The organism is Pediococcus damnosus (assembly GCF_001611155.1).
Classification (GTDB): domain Bacteria; phylum Bacillota; class Bacilli; order Lactobacillales; family Lactobacillaceae; genus Pediococcus; species Pediococcus damnosus.
Genome location: NZ_CP012294.1, coordinates 2020085 through 2040743 on the forward strand (window position 1 = coordinate 2020085; position 20659 = coordinate 2040743).

The 20659-nt window shown below is 36.3% G+C and carries 22 protein-coding genes; 1 reads left to right on the forward strand and 21 read right to left on the reverse strand.

The annotated features are described in order from the left end of the window. Nucleotide 1: 1 nt before the first annotated feature. The 6 genes from ADU73_RS09490 to ADU73_RS10450 form a co-directional block, all read right to left on the reverse strand. Nucleotides 2-940 carry an SGNH/GDSL hydrolase family protein gene (locus tag ADU73_RS09490; RefSeq protein WP_046871116.1) on the reverse strand — a complete coding sequence of 313 codons (939 nt, stop codon included), beginning with the start codon at nucleotides 938-940 and terminating at the stop codon, nucleotides 2-4. Between the two features lie 104 nt (nucleotides 941-1044). After that, nucleotides 1045-1890, reverse strand: a complete 846-nt coding sequence (locus ADU73_RS09495; protein WP_062913427.1) for a DegV family protein — start codon at nucleotides 1888-1890, stop codon at nucleotides 1045-1047. Nucleotides 1891-1959: 69 nt separating this feature from the next. Beyond that, the gene (locus tag ADU73_RS09500) at nucleotides 1960-2475 is read right to left on the reverse strand and encodes a dihydrofolate reductase (protein WP_046871114.1); all 516 of its coding nucleotides are present in this window, start codon (nucleotides 2473-2475) and stop codon (nucleotides 1960-1962) included. Nucleotides 2476-2493: 18 nt separating this feature from the next. After that, a complete protein-coding gene (locus ADU73_RS09505; RefSeq protein WP_046871113.1) occupies nucleotides 2494-3444 on the reverse strand; it encodes a thymidylate synthase in 951 nt (316 codons plus the stop codon). A gap of 18 nt (nucleotides 3445-3462) precedes the next feature. Further along, nucleotides 3463-5364, reverse strand: coding sequence for an ABC-F family ATP-binding cassette domain-containing protein (locus ADU73_RS10445; protein WP_046871112.1), 1902 nt, complete (start codon nucleotides 5362-5364; stop codon nucleotides 3463-3465). 6 nt (nucleotides 5365-5370) lie between these two features. Beyond that, nucleotides 5371-6594: a CCA tRNA nucleotidyltransferase gene (locus tag ADU73_RS10450; RefSeq protein WP_046871111.1), complete on the reverse strand. Its 1224-nt coding sequence runs from the start codon at nucleotides 6592-6594 to the stop codon at nucleotides 5371-5373. 144 nt (nucleotides 6595-6738) lie between these two features. Between ADU73_RS10450 and ADU73_RS09520 the strand changes: the two genes are divergently transcribed. Further along, on the forward strand, nucleotides 6739-7614 hold the full coding sequence (locus tag ADU73_RS09520) for a YitT family protein (RefSeq protein WP_046871138.1): 876 nt from the start codon (nucleotides 6739-6741) through the stop codon (nucleotides 7612-7614). Between the two features lie 79 nt (nucleotides 7615-7693). On the opposite strand, the gene ADU73_RS09525 is transcribed toward ADU73_RS09520, so the two are convergent. From ADU73_RS09525 to xerD, 15 genes are all read right to left on the reverse strand, one after another. Continuing rightward, entirely contained in the window at nucleotides 7694-8170 is a 477-nt protein-coding gene (locus ADU73_RS09525) for a nucleoside 2-deoxyribosyltransferase (protein WP_046871110.1), read from the reverse strand. 17 nt (nucleotides 8171-8187) lie between these two features. Beyond that, nucleotides 8188-8607 carry a hypothetical protein gene (locus tag ADU73_RS09530; protein ID WP_046871109.1) on the reverse strand — a complete coding sequence of 140 codons (420 nt, stop codon included), beginning with the start codon at nucleotides 8605-8607 and terminating at the stop codon, nucleotides 8188-8190. A 70-nt stretch (nucleotides 8608-8677) separates the two neighbouring features. Continuing rightward, complete coding sequence (locus ADU73_RS09535; RefSeq protein ID WP_056985998.1) at nucleotides 8678-9946, reverse strand: tetratricopeptide repeat protein; 1269 nt, start codon at nucleotides 9944-9946, stop codon at nucleotides 8678-8680. Nucleotides 9947-10056: 110 nt separating this feature from the next. Further along, nucleotides 10057-10332 carry an HU family DNA-binding protein gene (locus ADU73_RS09540; protein WP_046871107.1) on the reverse strand — a complete coding sequence of 92 codons (276 nt, stop codon included), beginning with the start codon at nucleotides 10330-10332 and terminating at the stop codon, nucleotides 10057-10059. Between the two features lie 259 nt (nucleotides 10333-10591). Continuing rightward, nucleotides 10592-11902 carry a ribosome biogenesis GTPase Der gene (gene der, locus ADU73_RS09545; protein WP_046871106.1) on the reverse strand — a complete coding sequence of 437 codons (1311 nt, stop codon included), beginning with the start codon at nucleotides 11900-11902 and terminating at the stop codon, nucleotides 10592-10594. A gap of 72 nt (nucleotides 11903-11974) precedes the next feature. After that, nucleotides 11975-13234, reverse strand: a complete 1260-nt coding sequence (rpsA, locus tag ADU73_RS09550; protein WP_046871105.1) for a 30S ribosomal protein S1 — start codon at nucleotides 13232-13234, stop codon at nucleotides 11975-11977. A gap of 83 nt (nucleotides 13235-13317) precedes the next feature. After that, on the reverse strand, nucleotides 13318-13995 hold the full coding sequence (cmk, locus tag ADU73_RS09555) for a (d)CMP kinase (RefSeq protein ID WP_062913428.1): 678 nt from the start codon (nucleotides 13993-13995) through the stop codon (nucleotides 13318-13320). A gap of 22 nt (nucleotides 13996-14017) precedes the next feature. Further along, on the reverse strand, nucleotides 14018-14662 hold the full coding sequence (locus ADU73_RS09560; RefSeq protein ID WP_046871103.1) for a LysM peptidoglycan-binding domain-containing protein: 645 nt from the start codon (nucleotides 14660-14662) through the stop codon (nucleotides 14018-14020). Nucleotides 14663-14720: 58 nt separating this feature from the next. Next, complete coding sequence (locus ADU73_RS09565; RefSeq protein ID WP_046871102.1) at nucleotides 14721-16187, reverse strand: RecQ family ATP-dependent DNA helicase; 1467 nt, start codon at nucleotides 16185-16187, stop codon at nucleotides 14721-14723. Next, nucleotides 16184-17242, reverse strand: a complete 1059-nt coding sequence (locus tag ADU73_RS09570; RefSeq protein WP_046871101.1) for a helix-turn-helix domain-containing protein — start codon at nucleotides 17240-17242, stop codon at nucleotides 16184-16186. Before ADU73_RS09570 ends, ADU73_RS09565 begins: the two co-directional genes overlap by 4 nt. A gap of 5 nt (nucleotides 17243-17247) precedes the next feature. Further along, nucleotides 17248-17964: a pseudouridine synthase gene (locus tag ADU73_RS09575; protein ID WP_046871100.1), complete on the reverse strand. Its 717-nt coding sequence runs from the start codon at nucleotides 17962-17964 to the stop codon at nucleotides 17248-17250. Then, nucleotides 17954-18553, reverse strand: coding sequence for an SMC-Scp complex subunit ScpB (scpB, locus tag ADU73_RS09580; RefSeq protein ID WP_062913468.1), 600 nt, complete (start codon nucleotides 18551-18553; stop codon nucleotides 17954-17956). Before scpB ends, ADU73_RS09575 begins: the two co-directional genes overlap by 11 nt. Then, complete coding sequence (locus ADU73_RS09585) at nucleotides 18546-19310, reverse strand: segregation and condensation protein A (protein WP_062913429.1); 765 nt, start codon at nucleotides 19308-19310, stop codon at nucleotides 18546-18548. Before ADU73_RS09585 ends, scpB begins: the two co-directional genes overlap by 8 nt. After that, nucleotides 19300-19671: a hypothetical protein gene (locus ADU73_RS09590; protein WP_046871098.1), complete on the reverse strand. Its 372-nt coding sequence runs from the start codon at nucleotides 19669-19671 to the stop codon at nucleotides 19300-19302. Before ADU73_RS09590 ends, ADU73_RS09585 begins: the two co-directional genes overlap by 11 nt. Nucleotides 19672-19763: 92 nt before the next feature. Continuing rightward, the gene (xerD, locus tag ADU73_RS09595; RefSeq protein ID WP_046871097.1) at nucleotides 19764-20651 is read right to left on the reverse strand and encodes a site-specific tyrosine recombinase XerD; all 888 of its coding nucleotides are present in this window, start codon (nucleotides 20649-20651) and stop codon (nucleotides 19764-19766) included. Nucleotides 20652-20659: the final 8 nt, after the last annotated feature.

Genomic DNA, 20659 nt, shown 5'->3' on the forward strand with positions numbered 1-20659 from the left:
GTCATTCCTCATAAAGCCATTGATCATGCGTGTGCAAACTACGCAATAAAAGACGAGTCATTTGATCGTAACCAGTTGGATTGGGGTGAAAATGATCACTACTAGAAATATAAATATTTTTTTCTTTAGTATTTTCTAGATTCTTTTCAACTTTACTGATTTGCATATCATCAATCGATTTTGCAGTAGAACTTTGTTTGAGCTCGCTAAGTGATTTAGCACTTTGGTATTGGCCTCGCGAAAGTAATTTATTAACCGAAATGAAGTAAGCTGATTTAGTTTGTGAAACTGCCGCTTGAGTTGTCTCATCAAAGTTAGTGATAGCTTTGTTGATTTGGGTGATATTTGGAAAATACACGAAAAATGGATTGTAGATTCCAACGACATAAATAGGAGCATTTGAATTATATTTGCGAACCTGTTTTAACAAGTCTTGAACGTGTGTAGCATACTTGATGTTTAGTTTTTCTAATGAAAGTGTAAATTCACCTGAAGAAGCAGTTGAATATTTTTGAAGGGCTTGAAAAAGATCATTTCCACCGACTGTTATGGTGATCGCGTCAGAATTCTTAATAGATTTTTGTAACTTTGAATCTTGTTTGACCCGTTTTAAGATTTGATCACTACGTTCGCCAGAAACACCATAATTGGCAACCTTAGTTTTGACGTTATAGTTACTTTTGATTTTCTTTTGAAGACGTTTTGTATAACCACCTTCATTTTTACTGTCCCCGACTCCTTGAGTGAGAGAATCCCCAAGAGCAGTAATACGGATGTGTTTCTTTTTTGTTTTTGTGGCTTTATGAACAATGTGAGTTGTTTTTGAGGATTGGTCAGGCGTTGAATGGGTCGGAAAATAGTAATTTAACCCGAGAACAACTAAAGCAATAATAACAACAAACACAATTAGCATAATCACCCAATCAGTAATTTTTTTCATTAAATTCTTTTTTAGACTCCTAACTAAGGTTCTTTAGATATAAACGCGGGGCAAAAGGTAGGCTTATCACCACTACCAATTGTCCCGCTAAGTTTGGTAACTTTTTAATCACCAGTATAGTACATTAAAGCAAATGCCCCGGGGCCACCATGTGTCGCAATAATTGGAACTGTTTCGCGTACCAGGATTTTAATGTCTGGAAACATTTCTTGAATTTTTTCCTTAATTGGCAAAACAGTTTGGAGAGCACCTACATGAGAAATCCCAATTGCTTTAATATTTGAAGTTTTAGCCATTTTTTTATAAACTTCATCGAAAAATTTATTAATGGTTTTCATGCCACGACCCTTGGCAACCACTTTAAGTTCACCTTGAGTTACCTGTAGAACAATTCTAATATTTAAAAAACCACTAATCATCCCGGTCATGTGGCTGATGCGGCCACCCTTAACTAAATTATCAAGTGTCATGACACCCATATACAATTTTGTATGATCACGAATATTAACGGCAGCTTTAAGAATCTCATCGCGAGATTTTCCAGCCTGGGCTAATTTGGCAGCCTCAATAACTTGAAAAGCCAAAGCCCGATCAGTTGTCTGACTGTCTACTACAGTAACATCTGTCTTGGAAAGCTGGGCAGCTTGTTCTGCCTCGTGAACTGTTCCACTGATGGCCTCAAGCATATCAAAACAAATAACTTGGCTACCATCTTCTCCAAGTTTATCAAAGGTTTCGACAAACTTACCAATTGGTGGTTGGCTGGTTTTGGGGAGCGCCTTTGAATGTTGCATTTTATTTAAAAACTCTTCATTTGAGATTGTTTCACGTTCGACATAAATTGTATCGTCAATCATGACCGTTAAAGGTACGATGGTGATGTTATAATCTTGAACTTCCTGATCGGTTACTCCACAAGAAGAATCGGTCACAATTTTCACTTTTGCCATTAAAAATCACACTTTCTACACAGATATATATTTATCAATTGATTATAACAGAGTACTCTCATATTTTCATTAGTCGTTGGATACCCTTGCGGTATTTTTTCGTTCATAAACTTCAAAACGGTGTGGAATTGGTTTTTTCTTAGGACCACTTCCAGTTAGCGTCTCAACTAAACGCCATTTGGAATAATCAATGGCAATCATTTTTGTATCACCTGCAAAGCAATCGTCAATTCGAGTTCGATATAATTTTTCTGCATAGGGATAAAGCTGTCGGTAAATCTCTTTACCACCAATGATAAATATTAATCGCGAGTCAGAACTAAAGTCTGCCAAGAATTTTTCTACAGAATGATACACTTTGAGATTATCCGTCTCTTTTAAACTGGTTTGGCGGGTTAAAACAATGTTTAGTCGATTAGGCAAAGGTTTTGCACCGAAAGACTCAAAAGTTTTTCGTCCCATCACAACCGGATGATTAGTTGTAAGTTGTTTAAAATAACTTGTATCGTCTGGAATGTGCCAAGGTAGTTGATTATGAGAACCGATGACACCGTTTTTGGATTCAGCCCAAATAAAAGCTAGCATTGTTTATCAACTCCATGTTTAAACGGCCACTGGGGCCTTAATTGCTGGATAAGGGTTGTACCCTTCCAGATGAATATCTTTTACATCGTAATCGAAAATGCTTTTGGCCTGACTATCAATAATTAATTTTGGCGCAGGTCTTGGTGATCGTGACAGTTGAGTTTTGACTTGTTCAACATGGTTAGCATAGATATGGGCATCACCAAGTGTATGAATAAACTCACCAGGTTCTAAACCAGTTTCTTTAGCAATTAGGCAAGTTAATAAAGCATAACTAGCAATATTAAATGGAACTCCGAGGAAAATATCCCCACTACGTTGATACAGCTGACAACTAAGTTTGCCATCAACAACATAAAATTGAAACATTGTGTGACAAGGTGGCAAAGCCATTGATGGAATATCCTCAGGGTTCCACGCCGAAACAATCATCCGCCGAGAATCAGGATTAGTTTTAATTGTGTGAATCACTTCACTAATTTGATCGATTGTTCCGCCAGTGGAGGTTTTCCAAGCACGCCATTGGCTACCGTATACATTACCTAAATCACCAAACTCTTTAGCGAATGTATCATCGTTTAGGATTTTGTCATCAAAAATCTTCTTTTGTTCATGATACTGATCGGCAAAGCTTTGATCTTTTAAAGAACGACGGCCAAAGTCGGTCATATCAGGACCTGTGTATTGATTACTTTCAATCCATTTTTTAAACGCCCATTCGTCCCAAATATGGTTATGGTGTTCCAATAAATAACGAATATTGGTATCCCCATGTAAAAACCACATAAGTTCACTTTTAATTAGGCCAAAAGGAACGCGTTTAGTTGTTAATATTGGGAATCCCTCTGCCAAATTAAAACGCATTTGATAACCAAAAATACTATAGGTACCTGTTCCTGTTCGATCATCTTTGTAGTTACCATTTTCCAAAACGTACTTTTCTAAATTTAGATAGGCTTGTTCTAACATTGTGATTTCTCCTTGGATTTAATCCGTTGTGTATTGGCTCAGATATTCCCAGCGGGTCATTTTCTTATCAATTTGAGCATCCAGATCATCAATTTCTTTTTGAAGATCGGCTAATTTACCATAATCGTCTGCAGTAGCATTCATTTGTGATTGACAATCCTTTTTTTGATTCTCTAATTTATCAATATCTGCTTCAATTGTTTGCCATTCCAGCTGCTCCGCATAGGTTAACTTAGTTTTTTCTTTTTGGTCATCAGTTGAATTTTTCGATGAAGTAGGTTCAGGAGGTTGAACCTGCTTTTCAGATACCTGTTGGGTTTCATTAATTTGATGAAGATAATTTGTAAAACGTCCAGAAAAATGAGCTATTTTGTCATGGCCCTCAAATATTAATAAATGGTCTGCCACTTTATCTAAGAAATAACGATCATGAGAAACCGTAATAACTGTGCCTTGAAAATTAGCTAAATAATCTTCTAAAACGGTAAGTGTCCCAATATCAAGATCGTTTGTAGGCTCATCAAGTAACAAAACATTTGGCTGCTGCATTAAAATTTTTAATAAATACAGACGGCGTTTTTCACCGCCAGAAAGTTTTCGAATTAATGTTCCATGCATTGCGCGGGGAAAAAGAAATTGTTCCAACAAGTTCGTCACACTAATCCGTTCGCCATTTGCATTTAACACCCCCGCCCCAACTTCGCTAAGATAATTAATTATGCGTTTATCTTCAGGAATTGGTTCAATCTTTTGTGTATAATAGCCTAACTTAACAGTTTCTCCAATATCAATTGTGCCAGAATCTAGTGGGATGCGCCCGGCAATGACGTTAAGTAATGTCGATTTTCCAGTCCCGTTATTTCCAGTAATTCCGACACGTTCGTCTGCTTGGATAAGATCAGTAAATTTATCCAAAATTAGGTGTGAGCCTAACCGAAGTGAAGCATCTTTCAAGGAAATTACTTTCTTGCCTAATCGCTGCTGACCTAGTTGAACTGCAATGTTATCGGTGTTTTTAGCAGGTGCATTTACAGAATCACTTAAAGTATCAAACCGGTTAATCCGTGCCTGTTGCTTGGTACCCCTTCCCTGAGGTCCCCGCCGCATCCACGCAAGCTCTTGTTTATAGAGTTGGTGTTGTTTTTGTGATTGGGATGCTGCTTGTTCTTCTTGAACAGCTTTTTCGGCTACATAAGCTTGGTAATTACCGGGATACTGGTATAACTTACCAAATGAAAGCTCCCAAATTTGATTGGCTACTTGATCAAGGAAATACCGATCATGGGTGACGATTAAAAGTGCACCCTTGTAAGCAGCTAAATATTTTTCTAACCAAGCAATAGAATCAAAATCAAGATGATTAGTAGGCTCGTCTAACATTAACAAATCTGGAGCCTGAATTAAGGTTTGGGCAAGATCTACTCGCTTTTGTTGACCCCCAGATAATGTACCAATTTTTTGACTAAGATCTGTAATGTGTAATTGAGTCAAAATTGTTTTAACATCACTTTCAGCAGTCCAAGCATCGTCTTGATTCATACGTTGCTCGGCCAATTCAAATTGGCGTTGATTATCAGCGCTCTCAGGATTTGCAGAATATTTTTCCAAAGTTTCTTCATAAAAACGAATTGTTTTGAAAACGGTCTGTGAGCCGGCAAATACAGCATCCATAATGGTCATGTTATCGTCCAATGTAGGTGTTTGTCTTAAATAACCAACCGTGTAATTCTTTGGTGTCTCAATTTCACCACTGTCTTGCGGATCAATATTTGCGAGCACATTTAAGAGACTCGTTTTTCCAGTCCCATTTGTTCCAATTAGCCCAATTCGATCATGGGCATTGATCAAGAAATTAATGTGATCAAATAGTGTTTTTGTGCCGTACGTTTCTGTTAAATTTTCAGCTTTTAAAGTTTGCATGCATAATCAGCTTTCTAAATTTGAAGAGGTATATTTTTTTGCTTTCAGGAGTAATTCTGATTGATTGTTTTTAAACTGACCAGTGAGAACCCCATCAAGCAGATAACTAATGATGCGGCCCATTTGTGGACCGGGTGTCGTGATGTTAGCCGTTAATAGGTCGTGGCCGTTCACGTTAAGCTCATGCGTAGATTTAATGGGTAGTTCGTTGTAACGAGCCAAAAGAGTTGAGGTATCAATTTTACTATTCATCGCAAGTAAAACATTTATTACACTCTGAAGTACCTTTTTGCCAGTCCGAAATAATAATTTTTCGGAGACACTGTTTTTGGAAATGGCATTTAATAACTGAATGCCACTTTCCACTTCAGCAATTAACTCGTTAGAGGTTTTCCAAGCACGTAAAAATGAACGACTTTGCTCACGAGAAAGTTCAAGTGTATGACAAATTAACAGCCAAACTTGAGTTTCTGTAGTTAAACGAAACTTTGGATTGAGATTTAGTAACTGGCTAAGCGGTTTTAATTTGCCCTCAAACTGTGGGCAATAAGCATAGAGCCCTGTTTCAAGAAAGTACTTTACACCTTTAGTAGTGGCCTGTCCCATCATCATTTTTTCGAATTCAACTAAAATTCTTTCTACGGCAATTTTTTTTAATAATGGTGCGTTATGCTTAATGGCTGCTTCTGTCTTCTCTTCAATAACGAAATCAAGCTTACTGGCAAAACGAACGGCCCGCATCATCCGTAGTGCATCTTCATGAAAGCGTTCTTCAGGGATGCCAACTGCTTTTAAAATATGATTTTGCAAATCTTGTAATCCAGAAAAAAGATCAACAACAGTTCCATCCTCTTTGAGAGCCAGAGCATTTACTGTAAAGTCTCGTCGTTTTAAATCTTCTTCCAAGGAACGAACGAACGTTACTTTGTCTGGTCTGCGAAAATCTTGGTAGCCACTTTCTGTTCTAAATGTGGTAACCTCATATTTTTGCTGATGATCAAGAACCATTACGGTACCGTGTTTAATTCCGGTATCAATCGTTTTTTTAAAGAGATCTTTAACTTCAGAAGGAAAAGCACTAGTGGCAATATCCACATCATGAATATGGTCTTTTAAAATTGTGTCGCGGACGCTGCCACCAACAAAATATGCTTCGTAACCCGCCCCTTCAATTGTTTGAAGAATAGGACGTGCAGTAATAAACTCTTGGGGTAATTTTTTAATTTGCATACACAACTCGCCAACCTAAACTTTTAATAATTTTAATTTTAAACTTACGCTTAATCTTAACAGAATATGGCCATTTTTAAAAATAGATGCGATTGGTTAGATCAACGAATATGTTATGATATTGAGGTAAAGCAGGTGAAAAATATGGTAAAAAAAGAGTCAATGCGGTTCAAAGATTTATTTATGATTTTTCTTGGTTGTTGTTTATATGGCCTTGGTTTAGCAGCAATTAATATTCCTAATCATTTGGCAGAAGGTGGTGCCACAGGAATTACACTGATTTTTCGGGCATTATTTCATATTGATCCCGCCTATTCAACCATTTTAATTAATATTCCGTTACTAGCAATTGGGTACCGTTTTTTAGGGAAACGAGCGCTGTACTACACCATTTTTGGGACATTGATGTTATCAATGTGGCTGTGGATCTGGCAACGGGTGCCGATCAATATTGATATTGGTCATGATATGTTTATTGCTGGAATTTTGGCCGGTTTAGCGGGTGGATTCGGAAGTGGCCTCGTCTACCGTTTTGGCGGAACAACCGGTGGAACTGATGTGATTGCGCGGATTATTGAACAAAAGCGTGGTATACCAATGGGACAAACCCTATTTGTTTTAGATGCGGTTGTTTTGACGATTTCTCTTTGCTATATCGATATTCGTCAAATGATGTATACATTGCTTGCAGCATTTGTTTTTTCAAAAATTGTGACGTTTACTCAGGTTGGTTCTTATGCAGAGCGTGGAATTCTAGTTATTAGTGATAATTATCAATTAATTGCAGATCAATTAATGGAAAGTTTGCAGCGTGGTGCCAGTTTTGTTCATGTTCAAGGAGCTTATTCAAAAGATGAAAAGAAAATGGTGTTTTGTGTTTTGTCGCCCAATGAGCTAAGCGAGGCCAAAAGAATTGTGAATCAACTAGATCCGCATGCTTTTATTTCGATCATTGATGTTCATGAAGTGATTGGCGAAGGATTTACTTATGATTCGCCAACTGGTAAGAAAGTTAGTTAGAAAGTAAAAAAATATACGAAATCTTTCAAAGCATTTGGGGGTGCCCCTCAATTTACTGAAAGATTTCGTATATTTTTTGTCAAAAGACTTTAACATCACTAAAAACAGTTGGTAAGTCATTAAAATTGTAAGTTGCAAGTTGCTTAATTTCAGACTGGCCATTAAAAAACGCTGTATAGCTTCTAGAAAGCATCAAGTTTAATTCTTGATCATGCTCGAATTGCACCATGATTACAGGAATATTTGCCTCAAAGGCTGCACCAATTTCAAAAATTGTGCCACTATCCGGTTGATTAATGCCATCTGTATCTTTTTTATAATCTAAAATAGCAACGACTGCATCAGCACGATGTACTTGGCGCATGTCACTTCCAAAAACACCAGTTTGCCACCGAAAGGAACCAAATTCTTCACTTTCCATTTGATGGTCCATTGGTATGAAAATTTCATCTGCATTCAGTGTTGGATTACTTGCTAAAAGCTTTTGAACTGTTTGAATATGTTCCTTTTGAGCGGGACTAAAAAAAGGTGCTGCTAGGTAAATTTGATTACTCATTTTTTGCTCCTATAAAATTAATTTTCGTGCCAAACGAATTTATTTGCAGTTGTCATTTCAAAACCGTTTTGTTGTAAAAAGGTGCCCAATTGGCGACTCTTTGTTTCACAGCTGAGATTACCACTACTCTGGTTTTTAACTATATCTAATAGCTCATTAGATATGCCAAGTCCTTTTTTTACAGGATCTACTAGCAGTTCAATTAGTTGATGGTCGTTAAAAATAGTAACACCATAGATGACTCGTTCGTTAAAACTAGTTACAATGCGCATTTCATATTTTTTGGCTAACACATTTTTAAAATGGTTAACCTGGTCATCAAAATTGTCGGTCCCCAAATTTCCGAATGTGCGTTGCGAAACTTTGCGCATAACAGTAACTGTTTTTTTGGCAAATTTTGGTGAATAAGCTTTTATTTTATATTGTTCAGTAGACATCCTTTTTCCCTCAATACAATTTATAAATTTAATTAACAGATTCTATCTTAGCACAAAACACTTCTAAAGCTCAAAACCCATTTTCTTCATAATCTTCCAACATTAGGTTAAATTCCTGATCATCTGGAACGAGTTTTAAATATGCTTTTAAAGCTTTAACGGTCCAATCATCTGAACCAACCTGTCGGAAAAAGTAAACGGCGGCATGCAAAAAGTCAGCATTATTTGTGAAAAACGGAAAAGCATTTTGATATGCTGTTTGTGCCTCTTTGAAATTTTCAAGATGTTCTTCAGAAACCGCAGTATTCCAATAAATTTGAGGATCCAAATCGTTTTCTTGAATATAAGGCTGCAGTAAATCTTTATTATCCTGATAACGCTGTTGCTGAATGTATAAGTTGCTAAGTTCGACAACTGCATGCATTTGTTCAGGATTAATTTTAATTGCTTTTTTCAAGTAGTGTTCGGCTTCATCAAACTTCTGTAATTGCGTAGCTAAACGAGCAGCCTGAACAAAGAGATCCTCGTTATATTCATCATAACTAAGGCCTTCTTGAATTGTCTTATAGGCGGCGTCCAAATCACCATTATTTTCCTGTGCTTCTGCCAGAACCGGATATAACGATACATAATCCTGATTAGTATCACGAAGCTGCATCAGCATATCAATGGCACTTGAATAGTTTTTAAGTTGTAAATAAACAAATCCCTGCTGGAATAGAATATCAGGTGTTTTGTCAGAATCCTTAATTTGTTCGAAATAAGCCATACTTGTTTCAAATTTACCCATACCTGCATAGGCTGTTGCTAGTCGAGCAACTAAATTCACTGAGGATAAATTTAAAATACCACGTTTGATTAAAGTTAAATAATAAGCCGTCGCTTTTTTGTAGTTTTGCATCATGTTATAAAACTCTGCAAGAGCAAATAAAACGACCTGTTCGTCAGGAGCTATTTTTTCGGCCTCTAACAGCTTTTGTTCACTAACCTCGTAAAGCTCTTCAGTCTGGTAAAGATCGGCAGAAACAAGCAAAGATTGCAGATAAGCATCCGAATCTGGCTTGACTTGAGAAAGTTGTTGCAATGCATCGTTGGTATTTCCTTGTCCGATTTCGATATCTGCAATATTTACACGTAAAGTATCTTCATCAGGATATTTTTTTAACAGATTCTCGTAAATGCGTTTCGCTTTTCCATCAAAGCCAAGTCCATATAGTTCCTCAGCTAAACTATTTAAAGTATCGTCATCATCTTTTCGCAAAGCCCATCCATATAAACGGTTGCCTTCCTTAATATCACCGCTCTCAAACTTTTTTAAAACTTGTTCCGAATAGCTCATGATATCCACCTTTCAACATAAAATTTGTATCTTCATATTATGCGTTTTTATTAAAAAAATCCAACATAACTTACGCTATGCTGGATTTCTAAATAAAAATGTTTGAAAGATTATTTAACAGCATCTTTCAATGCTTTTCCTGGCTTAAATGCAGGAACTTTGCTAGCAGGAATTTGAATTTCCTTACCAGTTTGAGGGTTACGGCCCTTACGAGCAGCACGTTGACGTACTTCGAAGTTACCAAAACCGATCAATTGTACCTTTTCACCTTTAGCTAAAGTGGATTGAACTGAACCGAAGACAGCGTCAACAGCTGCAGCAGCATCCTTTTTAGTTAAACCAGTTTTTGATGCAACATCATCTACTAATTGAGCTTTGTTTGCCATTATGAATTCACCTCCTAGGTAAAATTAAGTTGATGATCAATCATCAACCTGTCATTTTTGAGTGGTCCAAAAATGACAGGTTGATGATTGATCATCAACCTGTCATTTTTGAGTGGTCCAAAAATGACGAAACAATAACCCTGAACGGTATTATTTCAATTTCAAAGATATCACAGGAAAGCTGATATGACAAGGCTTTTAGTGCGATTCATCAAAATAAGCAGCCATTTTAACTAAAAAATAGAAAGATCATTAAAAATTACTTACGACGACGTTCAATTAAATGAATAGGAGTTCCAGAAAAATCAAAAGCTTCACGGATTCGATTTTCTAAGAAACGTTCATATGAAAAATGCATCATATCTGGGTCATTTACAAAAATGACGAATGTTGGAGGCTCTGTACTTACCTGTGTGCCATAGTAAACGCGCAGACGCTTACCATTATCGCTAGGCGTTGGATTGATTGCAATGGCATCCATTAACACATCATTAAGAGTTGATGATTGAACACGACGACGATGGTTCTTATCAACACGTTCAATGAGTTCAGGTAATTGTGAAAGTCGTTGATTAGTAACGGCCGAAACAAAGATAATTGGCGCATAACTAAGATAGGCAAACTGCTCGCGAATTCCCATTTCGAATTCATGAAGTGTGTGATTATCCTTTTTTAAAGTATCCCACTTATTCACAACGATAATAATTCCACGACCAGCCTCATGCGCATATCCGGCAATTCGTTTATCTTGCTCACGAATACCCTCTTCAGCATTTAAAACGACGAGAACCACATTACTGTTATCAATAGCCTTCATTGCCCGCATAACACTATATCTTTCGGTATTTTCGTAAACTTTTCCCTTTTTACGCATACCTGCTGTATCGACCATGGTGAATTTATGTCCTTCAGGCGTTGTAAACTTAGTATCAATCGCATCACGGGTTGTTCCAGCAATATCGGATACAATTACTCGATTTTCCCCCAGAATTGCATTTACAAGCGAAGATTTACCAACATTTGGACGACCAATTAAACTGAATCGAATTGAATCATCTTTTTCTTCTTTTACCTCATCCGGGAATTCCTTTACAATTGCATCTAATAAATCACCTAAACCAAGGCCATGACTACCAGAGATTGGGTAAGGATCGCCAAATCCAAGACTATAAAAATCATAAATTTGTTGACGAAGTTCAGCATTATCGGTCTTATTAACGGCTAAGATAACTGGCTTATTTGCTTTGTATAGAATTCGAGCCACTTTTTCATCAGCATCAGTTATTCCTTCTTTAGCACTTACTAAAAATACAATAACATCAGCTTCGTCAATTGCAATTTCAGCTTGATCCTGAATTTGATTAACAAATGGTTCATCACTGATATCAATACCACCAGTATCGATTACACTAAACTCATGACCAACCCATTCACTATGGGCGTATATTCGATCACGAGTAACACCGGGAGTATCTTCAACAATCGAAATTCGATCGCCAACAACCCGGTTAAAAATTGTTGATTTTCCCACATTGGGACGGCCAACAATGGCAACAACTGGATTTGCCATAGTAGAACCTCACTTTCTAGTTTATAAAAAAGGCTGTGAAATAATCACAGCCTCAGTAATTGTTATTTTAAATTACTTTTTGTCATTATCAGCTTGGCTATCTTTAAGTGCTTTGCCAACTAAATCACCTAATGTAAATCCTGTACTTTCCTCAGGAGCATTGTTACGGTAGTTATTTGCTGCCGGACGTTTGCTTCGAGAATTGTTGTTATTATTATTAGAGTTATGTTTTGGTTCAGACTTAGGAGCTTCTTCTAAAGCCTTGATTGAAAGTGCCAAACGATGTGCATCTGGATGAACTTCCAAAACTTTGACCTTAATTTTATCTCCGGTCTTCAAAACATCACTAGGATCGTCAATATGTTCATGAGAAATTTGAGAAATATGAACTAAACCTTCAACACCTGGGAATACTTCAACAAAAGCACCAAAGTCAGTTAAACGTCTAACAGTACCTTCAATAACAGAACCTGCTGGAGCTTTTTCTTCAATATCGTCCCAAGGTCCAGGCAATGTTTGTTTCAATGACAATGAAATACGGCCACGTTCTTCATCAATTGAAAGAACCTTAACGTTGATTTTTTGACCAACCTTTAACTTATCTGAAGGCTTGTTAACATGCTCATAAGCGATTTCAGAAACATGAACCAATCCATCAACACCACCAAGGTCAACAAAAGCACCAAAGTTTGTTAAGCGAGCTACAGTTCCCTCAACGATGTCTCCTGCTTTTAGATGCTCCATTAATTCCTTACGTTTAGCAGCATTTTCTGCTTGAACAATTGCTTTATGTGACAAGATTAAGCGGTTTTCAGCTGGATCAACTTCAACAATCTTTAACTTTAAAGTTTGACCTTTATAAACGCTTAGATCTTCAACATAACGATCTTCAATCATTGATGCAGGAATAAATCCACGAACACCAGCATCAACGACTAAGCCACCTTTAACAACTTGGGTAACAGGTGCTTCAATCTCTTCACCAGCATCGGCTTTCTTCTGAATATCGTCCCAAACTTTGCGAGCTTCGATACGTTTGTGAGAAAGTAAGTAACTGCCACCCTCTTTGTCATTTCCAATTTTAGAAATAACAACAAGATCTAACTTGTCACCAACTTTAACAGCATCATTAATATCATCGATATGAGCAGTTGAGAGCTCACGCAATGGAACAACACCTTCAACACCAGTACCTTCAATACCTACAATAGCTTGTTTATCATCGTCAATGTCTAATACTTCTCCAGTAACGACATCACCAACTTTTACATCTTCTACACTGTTAAGTGCATTTAATAAATCATTATTTTGACCTGATTCGTTTTCACTCATTACGAATTTCCTCCTTAAGAACACTATACTAATCTATCATAGCTGAAATTAACAATAAAAGCTAGTTAAATAAATTAGAATTCTCATTTTATTTTTAAATTAATAATTTTAGTAATCTCTTTAACAACTTGTTCAATGGTCATTGAAGTCGTATCAACTTCGATTACATCACCTGCTTTTGTTAAGGGTGATGTTTTTCTGGTTGAATCTTTTCGATCACGAGTTTCAATCTCGTCTTTCAGCTGTGACAATGGTGTATTGATTCCCTTAGCGATGTTTTCCTTATATCGTCGTTCGGCGCGTTCATCAACACTAGCGATTAAAAATATTTTAACTTGAGCATTGGGCAAAACTGCAGTTCCAATATCACGCCCATCCATCACAATGCTACTTTTAGCCGCTATCTCTCGTTGGCGCTCAACTAATTCTGTGCGGATGCTAGGCAAACTAGCTACTGTTGAAACAGAATTAGTAATTTTTGGTTGTCTGATATCTTCAGTTACTTCTGAATCATTTACAAAAACATGCTGAACTGGTTCGCCAGGTTTAAAGGATATCTTTGTTTGTTTTAGCATTGTTAAAATTTTTGATTCGTCAGTGAGTGCAATTTTATTGTGCATGGCTTGCAATGTAACTGCACGGTACATTGCACCTGTATCACAATAAATATAACCGAATGAAGTTGCTACTAATTTGGCAACAGTACTTTTTCCAGCAGATGCTGGTCCATCGATTGCAACCTGGATATTCTGCTTTTCCATGTATAAAACGACCCCTTATTAGTTATTTTACCCGCAAACGTTGGCCGGGTTCCAATTCAGAACTACTTGTTAATCCATTGAGTTCCATTAGCTTTTGTTGTGAAATACCATTATTAACTGCAATTCTGTACAATCCCTCTCCAGCAGGAACTGTGACATATTTCTTTTCTGTATTGCTTGAGCTACTGGAACTTGAGCTACTAGAACTTGAACTGCTGGAACTTGAGCTGGAAGAACTTGAACTGGTTGAGGACTTCGCAGCTTTGGAATTAGATGCAGCTATTGAACTACTTTTAGCGGTTTGGCTAGAAGCACTTTGCGCTTTTGATTTACTTTCACTAACAGAGTCAGCCACTTTTTTTAAGGCTTTTTCGGCAGATGCATCAGCAATCTTTTTGCTAGAAGCATTTGCCTTTTTTTTGGAGGAGGCAATTTGAGCATCGGTTTGTGGCCGGTTAAAATTATTTTGATTATGTTTATAGACCACAATTGGTGAAATAAACAATAAAACAATTACAATTCCAACGAATGTGATAATTAGTTTGGTATATCGATGCGACTTTCTGTTTGCACTTCTTGACGGTTTATCCGTCGTAAATTGATCTGTATCAGTTTCTTGGTTCTTCCTATTCTTATTTTCAGAATCATTGTTATTATTTTGACTCATTTTCATTCCTCCTAGAAAACTACCAGAACAATTGTAACATATTGACTAAATTGCGTGGTTATTTTTTGGATGAAAATAATTGTTCTAGGCGCATTTGCCATGGAACTAATTGTTTTTTTACATCTGACACATCTTGTTTGTTAGGGACTGTATCTAAATGAAGTTGTTTAATTTTTTCTAACGCTTGATCAGTTGCACAACAATTTTGTGAATGTTCATTAAATTGTTCATCAAAATAAGCAAGTAATTTTGTCCGTAAACAATCGGTTTCGTTAATGTAATCTAGCATACTTACCAGACTAGTTTGTTTTGCCAATTGACGCGTTTGAAAAATTTGAGTAACGTCCTCTGATGTTTTCCTTTGATCATGGTAATAGGTAAGTAATTGCCTTTGATCATCATCAAACGAAGCACGACTCTCTGGTTGATGAAAAAATGTTTGAATATTGGCAGCACTTGGTAGTCCCATTAAGTTTAGGGTACTTGGGATATACTCATCACCCGGAGCGTAAAGTAAAATAGCGATACTGGCCCTTTGATCACGTCCAGCTCTTCCAATTTCTTGGAGATAATTTTCTAGGTTCCCTGGCATGTGGTAATGAATTACAAAACGAACGTTGTCTTTATCGATCCCCATACCAAAGGCACTGGTCGCACATATTAGTTCAATATTTCCATGCATAAATTGTTGTTGAATCCGATATCGATCTTGTAAATCGATATCGGCATGGTATGCAGCCGTTGTTCGTCCAGTCTTCTGTGCAATTAATTCAGAAATTTGATTGGCAATTTTTTTGCTAGAAAAATAAATAATTCCAGATCCTTTGAGAACTGAGATTAAATCCAATAATTTCTCGTTTTTTTCTGTTAATGACGCGCAGTGTTCAACGTCTAGAAAAATATTTGGACGATCAACGGAATGAACAACTTGTATGACATCTGATACTGCAAATCCCATTTTTTCGATAATATCTTTTCTGACAGCTGGTTTGGCTGTTGCCGTAAGCATCAAAGTAGTCGGTGATCCTATGTGGCGAACGAGATCTTTTAGTTTTAAATAAGCTGGGCGAAAATCAGGCCCCCACTGTGATAGACAATGTGCTTCGTCTATGACAAATAAACCACAATTAATTTGGTCTAGCTCTAATCTAACATCTGGTTGGTCCGCCATTTCTGGAGAAACATATATAAAACGATAATTACGTAAATGTTTTAAGGCAAACTGGCGTTGATTGTGATCTAATTTCGAAGTTAGGCCAATCACGCGCTTTTCCCCTAGGCGATTTAAACGAGCAACTTGATCATCAATTAAAGAAATTAACGGTGAAATTACAATGATCGGCCGATTAATTAAGTACCCAAATAGCTGATAAATTAAGGATTTACCAGTGCCTGTTGGCAGAACGGCTAGCACATTTTTTCGGTTACAAAGTCGTTGAATGATTTCTAATTGACCTGATTTAAATTCTGAAAAGCCAAATTTTGTTTGAAGTGTTTTGTAAATTTGATCATTATGAATTTTCATTTTTGGGTTCGATCCTCCCGAATTTGTAATAAGCGAAATTCAAAAAAAGAAAATTCCGGGACTAACTCATTAACAACTGAAAATTGCCATTGTAAGACAGGATTATTCTGTAAATAGTTATGTAGATTTGTTGGAAGTGGTGCCGATAAAAAAGATTGAAATGGGAAATCTTTGATCAAAATGGCGGCTTCTAGTAAATGCTCTCTTACAGTATTAACTTTAATGTGGCGTTTTTGAGCAATTTTTTCGATTGAAAAATTATTCAAAAACAACTGATATGTTACTTCACTACTCATTGAAAGTGGCGAATCAGCAAGCCAAGGGGTAACTAAGTTTTGACACAAAGGGTGAGTTTGGGAGTTATCGTCAGATGCCCACCAAATGAATTCAGTCATAAGCGCGAGATCTATTATTTTCCACTCAAATGAATTAAGCGATAAATCAGTTTTTATCTGGTGATCTGTCAGGCCAAAGCTGTTGTGGCCCACAAAACTAGCTACAAATGCATCCGCGCTTTTATTATCAAGAGTTTTCAAAAACTCAGATAATTCCTGCTGAAATTTATTAGGTAATTCTGGTGATTTGTTCTGACGAAACCAGCGTTTGCAAAAGTTCATGACTCGTCCAGAGTACTGCAAGGGATAATAACGGTTGTTTTTGAATGCAAATTCAGAAATAATTTGAACAGTTAAGTTCAAACAATCTTTAATGGTTTCAATATTAGTATATAAGCCAATTCCTTTAAATTGGAACTGAAAGTTTTTTGAGAGATTAGTTTCCTTACGTAACTTTCCAGTATCTGTAAGACGTACTTCTTTATCTTGGACTTCAATAAAACCATCTTGTTTGAATTTTTTTTGAAAATGATCAAAATTTTCATTATTTAATTTAGGAAACAAATCAAAAAAAGGCAGAAGACCGTATTGCATTCCCCAAAAAAGATTGGAAACGGTTCTTCTCCCTATTAAATTGTTGAGGATAACTTTTGGTCGTCGCCATTCAGAACGTGAATAAAATTGTAGTAAAAAATCTGAAAAATCAAAGTCTTTATTCATAGTATTTACCGCTTTAGTAAACGCGTAACTTCATTTAACTTTAAAGAACGCCATTCACCTGACTGCAGGCCATCTAAAGTTAAGAAACCATATTTTTCTCGTTTGAGTTTGATGACCGGATGACTAATTTTATCAAACATTTTTTTAACCTGATGATTACGACCTTCATGAATTGTAATTTCAACGACAGCTGTTTTTTTATTTAAATCTGTACTGATGACCTTTGTTTTGGCCGGTGCAGTTACTTTTTTATCAATTCGAACGCCATGACGTAATTTTTCCATTTGATCATTCGTAGGAATTCCTTCAACTTTTGCAACATAAGTTTTTTCAAATTTATATTTAGGATGGGTTAATTTATTAGCTAATTGTCCATCGTTAGTCATTAGTAAAATGCCAGACGTATCATAATCTAGTCGTCCAACTGGATAAATTCGTTGCTGAACATCAGGAAAATAACTCATGACGGTCTTACGCTTTTTTTCATCCTTAACACTCGAAATGACCCCTCGAGGTTTATAGAATAAAAGATAGACCAACTTTTCTCTTTGAAGAGGAATTCCATTGACTTCGATGTGATCATCATTATCAACTTTTGTTCCCAATGTTTTGATCTGCTTACCATTAACAGTCACATTTCCAGCAGTAATTAATGTTTCTGATTTTCTTCGTGACGCAACCCCAGCTTCTGCCATAACTTTTTGTAAACGTTCACTTGCCATTTTTGTCGTCCTCGTTTTCATGTAGTTTTTCATTGAATTGTTTTAAATAAAGATCCTTTGTATCAGATGAATTATCAGGCTGAATGTTTGGTAGAGCTGGTAATTGATCAATTGCGTTTAGACCAAAATAGTCTAAAAAGTAATCAGTTGTAGCATAAAGAATGGGTCTTCCAGGTTCATCAAGGCGGCCGGCTTCTTTAATTAAGTTTCTGATTGTTAATTTTTGAAGAATTGTCCCACTTTGAACGCCCCTGATATCGTCAATTTCAAGTCTCGTGATTGGTTGTTTATAGGCAACAATTGCAAGGACTTCCAAAGAAGCTGGCAAAAGTTTTGTTAATTGAGGTGCATCAAAATAATTTTTTATAACATCGGACGTTTCAGGCTTGGTGGCTAGTCGAAAGTTATTTCCAAAATGAAGTAATGTTAATGCTGAATCAGAGTCCTCTTTATATTTTTTAGCTAATTTTTCGAGCATAGTAGAAACTGCAGGACGCATAAATCCAGTCATTTCAGAAAGGTCACTTAAGCTAAGTCCGTCTTCACCGCTCACAAATAAAAGAGCTTCAATTTTTTCAATATTACTGATCATTTGCCTTATCACCCGGATTAAATAATTTAATGGTACCTAATTGCGTGGGTTGCTGAAAACTAATTTGTTGCTTTTTGACTAATTCTAGCATTGCCATAAAAGTAACCACCAAATTTGTAGAACTAACGTGATTTTCAAATAAGGAATCAAAGGTTATGCCTTGCGGATGTTTAATTAAGCTGTTTTTAATCATGTGAATTCGTTCCGTAACGGAAATTGAATCTTCAGCGATAGTTCTGTGAATTGGTTGAGACTGTTCATGCTTAATTAAAACATGTTCAAATGCTTGTTTAAGAGCCTGCACGGTTAATCCTGGTGCAAGATGGACCAGCTGCATACCTTCAGGAACAGAAGCTTCTTCTCTTGTAAAGTAATGGTGGCGCTTGTCTTCCCTTGTGTGTAGTTCTTTGGCCGCTTGTTGGTATTTTTGATACTCTACAAGCTGAGAAACCAAATCTTGACGAGGATCTTCTTCTTCATCAATGTCATCATCGGTACTAGGTTCATTAGGTAAAAGTAGTTTACTTTTAATCCGCATTAAAGTAGCCGCCATAATTAAATATTCACCCGCAATATCTAATTTAAGTTGTTGATTTACATGCAAATATGCTAAATATTGCGCTGTGATTTCGGAAATCTGAATATCATAAATATCCATTTTAGCCTGTTTGATAAGGTGTAATAACAAGTCTAGTGGCCCTTCAAAATCGTTAATTTTTACATTTGGTAATTGTTCAGGAAAATCATTCTCCATGTTGATCAAACTTTCTTTTTTCCCATCGCGCTAATGCCGGAGAGGTTTCTAAAGTGCCCATCATTTGCAAATCAGGATAATAATTAGTTAAGGAATTGAAAATATCTTGTTCATTGCCTTCTGTTTGTTGTTGTGGAATAAAGGCTAAGTGATGGATCATTAAGTATTGGTCTTGTTTCTCTACACCAACTAATCCAATGAAATCACCGGCTTCGTTTTTTTGAAGATATAAGTTACGATCGTCACTCGAAGCGTACCAATCTAGTTCTTTGTTAATTCGATCGATATCTTTTAAATCTGGAATAAATGAAAGCAATCCCATAGCAATTTTTTGAAAAGAATCTCTATATTTTACTAACAAGTTGAACTCAGCCTCCTAAGGGTCTGTTTCAATTCAAATTTATAAACATTACTAACAACTTTACCATATTTTAAGGATTGCCACAATTTTGTCTAAGCTCTGGGGTGGTATTTGTTATAAACCTCAGTCAGATGCTTTTTTGTAACATGAGTGTATATTTGCGTTGTTGAAATATCAGAATGCCCCAATAATTCTTGCACAGTTCGTAAGTCTGCACCGTTTTCTAATAACGTAGTTGCAAATGAGTGCCGAAGCGTATGTGGAGTAACATTTTTTGTAATTCCAGCTTTTTTTACGATTGCTTTTAGGTTTTTCCAGATTCCCTGCCGCGTCAATTGTTTACCATGATTATTTAGAAATACGAAAGGACAATCTTGGCCTCGCAATAATTGTTTACGAGCGCCTGACAAGTAGACAGTTAGCCAATGAATGGCGACATCGCCAATAGGCATAATTCGTTGTTTATCTCCTTTGCCAATTGTTGAAATAAGCCCCATTTCCAAACGAAGATCATCCAATTTTAAATTGACTGTTTCGCTGACTCGTAAGCCAGTGGCATACATAACTTCTAGTAAAGTTCTGTCTCTAATTCCAAGAGGCTTATTTGTATCGGGGACTCTTAAAATAGCCTCAATTTCTTTGCTGCTGAGAACCTGAGGTAAGTGATGGGCAGATTTAGGCGTATCTATTTTTAGCATTGGATCTGCTGTTATTTTATTTTGCATTAACAAATAATGAAAAAACTGACGAAGACTAGTTACCGCGTGAATAATTGAGTTTCGTGATTTTTGTTGTTCATCACAGTATTTTAAATAATTCAAAATTGTATAGCGATCAATTTTATTGAATTCAGTAATTTTTTGAGTCTTTAAGAAATCAAAAAATTCAGTTAACTCCTGCCGATAGGAAAAGATTGTATTTTTAGCAAGCCCTTGTTCAACAACCAGAGCATGTAAATAATCTTGAAGATCATTATTCATTATTGTTC

Bases quoted from the DNA above. Each gene is read 5' to 3' on its own strand.
- ADU73_RS09565 (WP_046871102.1), bottom strand. From the start codon at position 16,187: ATGAAAATTCATAATGATCAAATTTACAAAACACTTCAAACAAAATTT.
- ADU73_RS09585 (WP_062913429.1), bottom strand. From the start codon at position 19,310: ATGGAGAATGATTTTCCTGAACAATTACCAAATGTAAAAATTAACGAT.
- xerD (WP_046871097.1), bottom strand. From the start codon at position 20,651: ATGAATAATGATCTTCAAGATTATTTACATGCTCTGGTTGTTGAACAA.
- ADU73_RS09520 (WP_046871138.1), top strand. From the start codon at position 6,739: ATGGTAAAAAAAGAGTCAATGCGGTTCAAAGATTTATTTATGATTTTT.
- ADU73_RS09560 (WP_046871103.1), bottom strand. From the start codon at position 14,662: ATGAGTCAAAATAATAACAATGATTCTGAAAATAAGAATAGGAAGAAC.
- ADU73_RS09570 (WP_046871101.1), bottom strand. From the start codon at position 17,242: ATGAATAAAGACTTTGATTTTTCAGATTTTTTACTACAATTTTATTCA.
- ADU73_RS09575 (WP_046871100.1), bottom strand. From the start codon at position 17,964: ATGGCAAGTGAACGTTTACAAAAAGTTATGGCAGAAGCTGGGGTTGCG.
- ADU73_RS09540 (WP_046871107.1), bottom strand. From the start codon at position 10,332: ATGGCAAACAAAGCTCAATTAGTAGATGATGTTGCATCAAAAACTGGT.
- rpsA (WP_046871105.1), bottom strand. From the start codon at position 13,234: ATGAGTGAAAACGAATCAGGTCAAAATAATGATTTATTAAATGCACTT.
- ADU73_RS09525 (WP_046871110.1), bottom strand. From the start codon at position 8,170: ATGAGTAATCAAATTTACCTAGCAGCACCTTTTTTTAGTCCCGCTCAA.
- ADU73_RS09500 (WP_046871114.1), bottom strand. From the start codon at position 2,475: ATGCTAGCTTTTATTTGGGCTGAATCCAAAAACGGTGTCATCGGTTCT.
- ADU73_RS09495 (WP_062913427.1), bottom strand. From the start codon at position 1,890: ATGGCAAAAGTGAAAATTGTGACCGATTCTTCTTGTGGAGTAACCGAT.
- ADU73_RS10445 (WP_046871112.1), bottom strand. From the start codon at position 5,364: ATGCAAACTTTAAAAGCTGAAAATTTAACAGAAACGTACGGCACAAAA.
- der (WP_046871106.1), bottom strand. From the start codon at position 11,902: ATGGCAAATCCAGTTGTTGCCATTGTTGGCCGTCCCAATGTGGGAAAA.
- ADU73_RS09535 (WP_056985998.1), bottom strand. From the start codon at position 9,946: ATGAGCTATTCGGAACAAGTTTTAAAAAAGTTTGAGAGCGGTGATATT.
- ADU73_RS10450 (WP_046871111.1), bottom strand. From the start codon at position 6,594: ATGCAAATTAAAAAATTACCCCAAGAGTTTATTACTGCACGTCCTATT.
- ADU73_RS09490 (WP_046871116.1), bottom strand. From the start codon at position 940: ATGAAAAAAATTACTGATTGGGTGATTATGCTAATTGTGTTTGTTGTT.
- ADU73_RS09505 (WP_046871113.1), bottom strand. From the start codon at position 3,444: ATGTTAGAACAAGCCTATCTAAATTTAGAAAAGTACGTTTTGGAAAAT.
- cmk (WP_062913428.1), bottom strand. From the start codon at position 13,995: ATGGAAAAGCAGAATATCCAGGTTGCAATCGATGGACCAGCATCTGCT.
- ADU73_RS09530 (WP_046871109.1), bottom strand. From the start codon at position 8,607: ATGTCTACTGAACAATATAAAATAAAAGCTTATTCACCAAAATTTGCC.